Origin of the sequence: Hallella sp., from assembly GCF_037460745.1 — a bacterium.
Lineage (GTDB): Bacteria > Bacteroidota > Bacteroidia > Bacteroidales > Bacteroidaceae > Prevotella > Prevotella faecis.
On the sequence record NZ_JAXVAE010000030.1, the window covers coordinates 1 to 7,946 of the forward strand.

At 52.9% G+C, this 7,946-nt stretch carries 5 protein-coding genes; 4 read left to right on the forward strand and 1 reads right to left on the reverse strand.

Annotated elements, in window-relative coordinates; all coding sequences use genetic code 11:
• Positions 1–630: 630 nt before the first annotated feature.
• Both WKK33_RS00625 and WKK33_RS00630 read left to right on the forward strand, forming a co-directional pair.
• Positions 631–1,470 carry a zinc ribbon domain-containing protein gene (locus tag WKK33_RS00625; protein WP_337932027.1) on the forward strand — a complete coding sequence of 280 codons (840 nt, stop codon included), beginning with the start codon at positions 631–633 and terminating at the stop codon, positions 1,468–1,470.
• Between the two features lie 137 nt (positions 1,471–1,607).
• Entirely contained in the window at positions 1,608–2,054 is a 447-nt protein-coding gene (locus WKK33_RS00630; protein WP_337932029.1) for a hypothetical protein, read from the forward strand.
• 170 nt (positions 2,055–2,224) lie between these two features.
• On the opposite strand, the gene WKK33_RS00635 is transcribed toward WKK33_RS00630, so the two are convergent.
• Positions 2,225–3,538: an alpha-L-fucosidase gene (locus WKK33_RS00635; protein ID WP_337932031.1), complete on the reverse strand. Its 1,314-nt coding sequence runs from the start codon at positions 3,536–3,538 to the stop codon at positions 2,225–2,227.
• 134 nt (positions 3,539–3,672) lie between these two features.
• Between WKK33_RS00635 and WKK33_RS00640 the strand changes: the two genes are divergently transcribed.
• Positions 3,673–5,283, forward strand: a complete 1,611-nt coding sequence (locus WKK33_RS00640; protein ID WP_337932033.1) for a family 20 glycosylhydrolase — start codon at positions 3,673–3,675, stop codon at positions 5,281–5,283.
• Positions 5,284–5,310: 27 nt separating this feature from the next.
• Complete coding sequence (locus WKK33_RS00645; RefSeq protein WP_337932035.1) at positions 5,311–7,908, forward strand: lamin tail domain-containing protein; 2,598 nt, start codon at positions 5,311–5,313, stop codon at positions 7,906–7,908.
• Positions 7,909–7,946 lie beyond the last annotated feature (38 nt).

Below are 7,946 nucleotides of genomic sequence, written 5' to 3' on the forward strand. Positions count from 1 at the left end.
CACTTTATTTGATGAATTTTAATAACTATGCGATTTTATCGCATCAGTACTAATTACAGATTTCTTGATAAGCTTACCTATCACAGCAATTATTATATTTGCTATCAAGTTGGTGTACAAGAGGGCGGGAATATCTGCAACTCCTATGGGCTGTCTCATAGGGCGTCTGATAATGTTTTGGTTTGTACTTTGTGCTATTGGAGGCTGTTCCGAAAGGAAACGAATTCAATCAGAATCACATCTTGCTCACATAAAACTTGTAACTACAGGTGCAATTGTTAAGATACCAAAGTCGGAACTGGTTGGAGCAGACACCATGTATCGTGAGAAAAAATGTCTATAAGAATGACACAGGAAGAGATTTGGTTGAGTATATGGTCAAATATACGACAAACGGCCAAGATGCGGATCATAAGACAATAGGGTTGCTAATTCTCCCAACCAATACTTCTATTGGTATGATGACGATAAAGACTACCATATGTTTACACTGCCCCCATCATCTACAACGATCGTCACTAGAAGCAGATATGGGAGAAGTCACCAGTTAGATTTTACTTATCTACATTTTCTCGACTATGCCGAGAATGTTCCCGGTTATGTCGTCATACCCAACAAATAGATCAGATTATGTATTGTAAGCATTGCGGAAAACAAATTGCAGATGATTCTTCGTTCTGTCAGTACTGCGGAGAAAAAGTTATAGATGAATTATTATTGTCTGAAAATAGTACTATCCTACCTGCTAATAACAAAAACATTTCAGAAGAAGGTACTTCCGAAGTAATCATAGTTACCAAAGAAGTAAATCCTATACAGGTTGAGTTTTCCAAGAAAGGTAAAGATTATAGTTCTACCATAGTCAATGAGATTGTCGGAAACTTAAAGATGATAGGTATTGCATTAGTTATATCTCTTGCTTACATGATAGGGTTCGAACTTATTCATTTAAAGGATGCAAAGCCATTAGATGAAAATAGTTATTGGGGAGAAAGTTGCTATGACCCAACAACGATGAGTTCTAACCGAATGTTTCACTGGTGGCAACACTACGCAAAAAGAGTCTGTATGGCTCCGAGTTTCAAAAGCAAAGGGAAGAATGTCCATGGCTTCTCATCGGATTTCAAGACATTTGCTTTTGTACATAGCATTGAGCCCATAAATGCAATTGATTATTCTTTAATCATGGGGATGAATGATAAGGAAGCGTTATCATATGCCAATAGAGAAGCGAAGGAGAAACAATTGCCACAATCTATATTAAAGCAATATGAAGAGGAAGCAAAAAAAGATGCAGAACAGGACAGACAATCTTTCAATGATGAAATTTCAAGTATCCGAAAGTATGCCTTTGAGAAAGATTTAAAGAAAAATGCGACCTATGCATCTATTATTAGTTTGCTTGTAATGATATTAGGCAGATACTTTGCAAAAAGCGTTAAATGGGTAAATGTAAATAAAACAAAATAAGTGTTGACATGGTAAGACATTTTTTATCATTCACCTGACTTCGTCACTCAAAAATGTCCATTTTGTAATTGATTGATAAACAACATTTTGTATCTTTGTATACCCTAATTTGGGGGTACGCAAAAGGTCTTTTAACTATGTTCGTCAAAAGAAAGAAGAATCGGTCTGGAACAACAAGTGTTGTTGTTGCAGAGAAAACAAAGGGCATTTACAAAGAGTTGATTACTATTGGTGTGGCCAAAGATTCAAACGAAATAGACAGTCTCGTAAATGCAGGTCATGAATGGATTTCCAAGGTAGAATCCCGGCGGCATCCACAACTCGATTTGTATGGTGAGGAGCGTGAAGCGTGTGACCGTGAGCGTGAAGAAGTCCGCCGTGTTCTGTCCAATGTCAGCAACATCCTTCTCAACGGATGCGACTTGATATTGGACCGCACGTTTGACCGGATTGGTTTCAATCGTATTGACGATGATGTGTTCCGCAAGCTTGTAAAGGCCCGTTTGGCATATCCAACGAGCAAGGCTGCTACGGTGGAATATCTGAAAAACCACTTTGACGAAGAATTTTGGGTGACACAGTGACGAAGTCAGGAGCGACGATCCCTTGAGGTGTTCTCTTTTGTTGGCGTTGCCCCACGCGCAGCAAAAAAACCGAGGGAGCAATTCTCCCGCCGACAGCAGTCGGTTGAGTGGGGTTGCTCCCTCGGGCTTAAAGGGTTTAAAGGGTGTGTGGGGTGTGCTGACGTGGTGTGTTATCGCTTGATGGCGATGACGTGGTCGGGCGTGGTCGGGTTGGCGGGCACGTCGATGGTGAGCTGCTTGTTCTTGTAGGTGTAGGCCACCTTTGCGCCGCTGGGGAAATGGGTGACGGCCTTGGGCTTCTTGGCCATGGGGATGGTGATGGCTGCAGGCATCTTCGTGGTGTCGGCGGGACAGATGTGGGCGTAGATAGTGCCGTTCTTCTCGGTTGTGGCTCCCCACTCGCACGGCTTCACGGGTCCGGCCTGGCTGCCATAGAGCGTGGTGCCGTAGGTGCTCATCCATTCGCCCAGATGTTTGAGTCGGTCGAGTGCCAAGGCGGGCAGTTGTCCGTTGGGTTGCGGGCCGATGTTGAGCAGCAGGTTGGCGCCCTTGCCCGAGGTGTTGACGAGCAGGCGTATGATTTCGTTAGTCGACTTGTAGTTTTGGTCGACCACTTTGTACCCCCACATGCCGTTCATGGTTTCGCAAGTCTCCAGTGGCAGCGGACTGACCTGTGCTGCCTTGTCGACGAATCCCGCCTTGTTTTCTCCGGGCAGGTCGCGCTCGAAGAGCTGTATGTCCTCGCCCTCGTTGGGCTCCATGTGGTGGTTGTTTCCGATGAGGCACGCGGGCTGTAGCTTATGGATGAGCGCATACTGCTCGTCGAGCTGCCAGTTGAAGGGCGTGGCGTCTTGGTCGTGGTCCCACCATCCGTCGAACCAGATGGCGCCCACCTTGCCGTAGCGTGTGAGCAGTTCGGTGAGCTGGGCGTTCATAAACTGGAAGTAGTGGGGCCAGTTGCCCTTGCTGGCGTCCTTTCCGCAGTTGTGCCCTGTGCGCCCCATTGGATAATCGTCGCGCATCCAGTCGATGTGGCTATAATAGAGATGCAATCGTATGCCTTCCTCGTGGCATGCGTCGGCCAGCTCCTTCACGATGTCGCGCTTGAAGGGTGTCGCCTTCACGATGTTGTAGTCGCTTTGCTGCGTGTCCCACATGGAGAATCCGTCGTGGTGGCGTGTGGTGAAGCAGATGTATTTGGCTCCTGCGGCCTTGATGGCGCGCACCCATTGGCGTGCGTCGAAGCGGTGTGGGTAGAAGGCGTCGGCGGCCTTGGCATACTCCATGCGGTCGGGCACGGCGTTTTGCAGGTACCACTCGCCCTGTGCAAACATGCTGTAGATGCCCCAATGCAGGAAGATGCCCAACTTGGCGTTACGGAAATCCTCGCGTTCGGCAAGGTTTTCCTGGGTGGGAACGTACCCTTGCGCCATGACCGTGAGGGCGATCAAGGCCAGAGCAATGGTGGTTAATGTTTTTCTCATACGTGGGTAATTAGTTGATTTTGACATCAAAGCTACGAAGAAAAGCGCAAACCTGCAAACTTATTCTGGGTATTTTGTTACCTTTGCAAAAGATATGTACCGTTTGCACTATCCCTAACAACCTAAAACCACGAATGATGAGACGACTATTCCTTTCCCTCCTTGCCTTTGGTGCCACCCTGTTGGGCTACGCCCATACCTCCCAATCGTCCCAATCGTCCCAGGCGCGCCCGTTGGCGTGGCGTGGCGTGATGATCGATGTGAGCCGCCATTTTCTGCCCATCGACGAGTTGTATCGCCAGGTCGACGTGATGAGCCATTACGGCCTCAACATCCTGCATCTCCACCTCACCGACGCTGCTGGATGGCGCATGGAGATCAAAGCCTACCCGCGACTGACCGAGGTGGGTGCGTGGCGCACCCGTCTGGTGTGGAAAGACTGGTGGAACACGCCTCCGCATGCCGATGGGCAGGACGTGGGCTACGTGCGCGCCTATAGCGACAGCCAGAACGGTTTTGGCGGCTACTACACCCAGCAGCAGCTCAGGCAGCTGGTGGCTTACGCGCAAGACAAGGGCGTGACGATCGTGCCCGAGATAGAGTTTCCCGGCCATAGCGAGGAAGTGTGCGCCGCTTATCCCGAGGTGGCCTTCAACCATGCCGAGATGGACCTTGCGAACAACGCCACCTACCAATTTATGCAGACCATCCTGAGAGAGGTGGCCGATGTGTTCCCATCACCTTATATACATTGTGGAGGCGACGAGACCGCCACGCAGAAAGAACTCTACCACCAAGGCATACGACGCCTGAACGCCATCGTGCGCAGTTTGGGGCGCAAGATGGTGGTGTGGGATGAGGCCCTTACCGACACGGAGGCCGACAGCACCCTCGTCATCATGGTGTGGCGCAACGCCGAACTGGGCGAGAAGGCGCTGGCCTTGGGCCATGAGGTGGTGATGTGCCCCAGCGCATGGTGCTACCTCGACAGCTACCAAGATGCACCCCAAACGCAACCCGAGGCCATGGGCGGCTACCGCCCGCTCAGTCATGTGTGGGAGGTGGGACAGCTCATCGCTCCCATGCGCCACCGCCTGTTGGGCGTGCAGGTGTGCCTTTTCACCGAATATGTGCCCACGCCCCAGTTGCTCCAGTACCAGTTGTGGCCGCGCGCCCTTGCTGTGAGCGAGGTGGGCATGGGGCGCACACGCTCGTATGAGGCGTTTCGCAAATGGGCGACGCATGTGAGCGATAGCTTGCGGCGCGCTGGCTTCAACGCCTTTGACCTCAGAAGGGAGATAGGGCAGCGCCCCGAGTATGGCCGCAGGGTGAGGCACAAGGCCTTGGGAGCCAAGGTGCGGATGAACGGCCGTTGCCATTACAGCAGCGCCTATGCGGCAGGCGGCGACGATGCCTTGACCGACGGGCGGCAAGGGTCGTGGAACAACAACGACGGGCGATGGCAAGGCTACTGCTGCGACCTCGACATCACCATCGACCTCGGCGCCGAGCGCACCCTCCACGAGGTGAGCATACCCTTCCTGCAAATTACCGGACCTGAGATATTCCTCCCACAGCAAGTAACCGTCAATGGCGAGCCCTGCAGCGCCCAGCCCCACGATCTGCCCTACGCCATCTGCACCTATACCCTTCGCCGAAAGCTAACCACGCGCTACCTGCATATCCAAGCCCAGCGCTCCCCGCGCCAAGGATGGCTCTTTGTAGATGAGGTGGTGGCCAAATAGCGGGCGTAACTATTTTTTTTGAAGACAATGAGAAGAGAGAGAATACTGATTGCGGCGTGCCTCTTGGCGAGCGCCACGGCCTTACATGCGCAGCAGTTGATGATCAACGAGATACAAGTGGCCAACATCGACCAGTGGATCGACCCATCGTACAACTATGGAGGATGGGTGGAACTGTATAACCCCTCGGCCGAAGACATCGGGTTGGCGGGGTACGTGCTGAGCCATACCGACGCCGACGGCCTTAGGACCACCCACACCCTTACTTACGAGCATGGCGTGGTGCCCGCTCGGGGGTTCAGAGTGGTGTGGTTCGACCACAACAGCAAGGACGGCTATTATGGTCCGTACGCCTCGGCGCAGATACCCTTTAAGTTGGATGCCGACGGCGGCCTGCTGGAGCTGGCGCAACCCAACCAACGGCTGGTCGACGCCGTGGCCTACCCACAGAGCATAGCCCGATGCGCCTATATCCGGAAAACAGATGGCGGCGACGCATGGGGATGGACGAGCCAAGCTACGCCCGGCGAAACGAACGAAGGAAGCGCCACGGCGCAGGAACGACTGCCCATGCCCACCATCGACACCCACGGAGGACCGTTCACCGACGCGTACCAGTTTGCCGTAACCATCCCCGCACAGGCCAAGCTCTACTACACTACCGACGGAAGCACACCTGAGGTGGACCGCTCGCTGGAAAGCAAGGACGGCCGCTTTAAGGGCTCCGAAACCACCATCTACCGATTTATGCTGGCGCAGGAAGGATACCTCAACAGTCCGGTGGCCACACGCTCCTTCATCAAGCAGGACACGGCGTATAGCCTGCCCGTGCTGTGTGTGAACAGCGACCCCGACAACTTTTTCGACGACACCATCGGACTCTATGTGAAAGGAACCAATGGGCGCGTGGCCAACAACTCGAAGGTGAAGGCCAACCAGAACATGGACTGGGAGCGACCGGTTAACGTGGAATATTTTGTGCCCAACGCGCAGGATGGCTATGACCACGCCCTCAACCAGGAAGCCGCCTTCTCCATCTTTGGTGGGTGGACCCGGTTCAACCCTGGCTTTGGCGACTTCGAGAACCGATCGTCGTTTAAGCTGAAATCGAGCAAGGTGTTTGAGGGAATCAACACCTTCGGCTATCCTCTTTTCGGAAGCAAGCCCTATATCAAGACCAAGAACTTCCTGGTGCGCAATGGAGGGCAGGACAGTAGGGCGCGAATATGGGACGCGGCCATCCACGAGCTGCTCCGCACCAGTGGCGTGTATATCGATTGTCAGGCGTGGCAGCCTGCCCATGTGTTGCTCAACGGCAAATACCTGGGCATGATGAACCTGAGGGAGGAAAGCAACAAGCAGTTTGCCTATAGCAACTATGGCATCGACAAAGACGAGATCGACCAATGGGAAAACGACGTCGTGATGAAGGAGGGCGACAAGGAGATGATGAACAAATGGTTCGACCTTAGTTATAAGCTCGTGGACAACCCCAACGACACGACGACATGGAGAGAAATCAGCGACATCGTTGACATCGACGAGTATTGCAACTACATGGCAGCGGAGATCTATATGGGCAACCTCGATTGGCTGCGTGGCGGACTGAAGAACATCAAGGGATTCAGAGCCAAGGACGACAAGGCTAAGTTCCACATCGTGCTGCATGATGTGGATGGCGGATTTGGCGACACCAACATGATTCTCCAAATCATGACCAAAGGATCGGGATCGTTGCCACGACGATTCATCAACATGCTGCGCTACGCTCCTTTCAAGAAGCAGTTTATCGACGCCTATTGCCTCATGAACGGAAGTGTGTTTCATCCCGAACGCTGTTGCCCCATTGTGCGCGACATGTTGGCCGTGGTGGAACCCGCCTTGGCCCTCGAGAACGAAACGGCCAAGGCCAAGGCCGACCTGCTTTGCGAGCGACTCGCCGACAGCGTAGACAGGCGCCCCGCCTTGAAGCAGAGCCTCATGATGGCCTTCGGCTTGCAAGCCGACTATGCCGTGAAACTCTCAACCAACCTGGGGCAGGCACGTCTCCTGCTCAACGGACAAGAGGTGCCGACCAGTTGGTTCGACGGCTATCTCTTCGCACCCATACGTCTCGCGTGCGCAGCCCCTGATGGATATAGGTTCGTGGGATGGACGGTCGATGGGGAGCGCGTGTCGACCGATACCACGTTTGCGTTGAGCGAGGGCTATGAGCCTGGCGCCTATACCGTGCAGGCCGTGTACGAGAAGAGGGATGAGGCCGATCGTAGCACTTTGTGCATCAACGAGGTGAGTGCGGGCAACGACATCTATATCAACGACTATGGCAAGAAAGCCGATTGGCTGGAGGTGTACAACCGATCGGACGAGGAGGTCGACTTGGCCGGATGGTACCTCTCCAACGACGAGCGGGCGCCACGCAAATATAGGATTGGCGACGAAGCGGGTGTAAGCACCCTTGTGCCCGCCCATGGGCATAAGGTGATATGGTGCGATGCCAAGAGCTCGATCTCACAGATCCATGCGCCCTTCAAGTTGAAGAACGACGACCAAGCCGTGGTGGTGCTGACCTCGGCCGATGGCGCGTGGGCCGACAAGGTTTGCTACAAGGAGGGTGTGTCATAATTGACTATGGTCATTTATGGTGCACCCTCCTTTTGTAT